Source organism: Streptomyces ochraceiscleroticus, assembly GCF_000720485.1.
In the GTDB taxonomy this organism is placed as follows: Bacteria; Actinomycetota; Actinomycetes; order Streptomycetales; family Streptomycetaceae; genus Streptomyces; species Streptomyces ochraceiscleroticus.
Genome location: NZ_JOAX01000135.1, coordinates 1 through 232, shown reverse-complemented (window position 1 = coordinate 232; position 232 = coordinate 1). Strand labels below are relative to the sequence as shown.

Below are 232 nucleotides of genomic sequence, written 5' to 3'. Positions count from 1 at the left end.
CGGCCTGCCGATCGCCATCAAGGCCGCCTTCGGCGGCGGCGGCCGCGGCCTGAAGGTCGCCCGCACCCTCGAAGAAGTCCCCGAGCTCTACGACTCCGCCGTCCGCGAGGCCGTCGCCGCCTTCGGCCGCGGCGAGTGCTTCGTGGAGCGCTACCTGGACCGCCCCCGGCACGTGGAGACCCAGTGCCTGGCCGACAAGCACGGCAACGTGGTGGTCGTCTCCACCCGGGAC

The 232-nt window shown here is 73.7% G+C and carries 1 protein-coding gene; it reads left to right on the top strand.

Annotation, left to right across the window (positions count from 1 at the left end; translation table 11 throughout):
* On the top strand, nucleotides 1-232 hold a 232-nt coding region (locus tag IG84_RS38630), incomplete at both ends, for an ATP-binding protein (protein WP_037801509.1).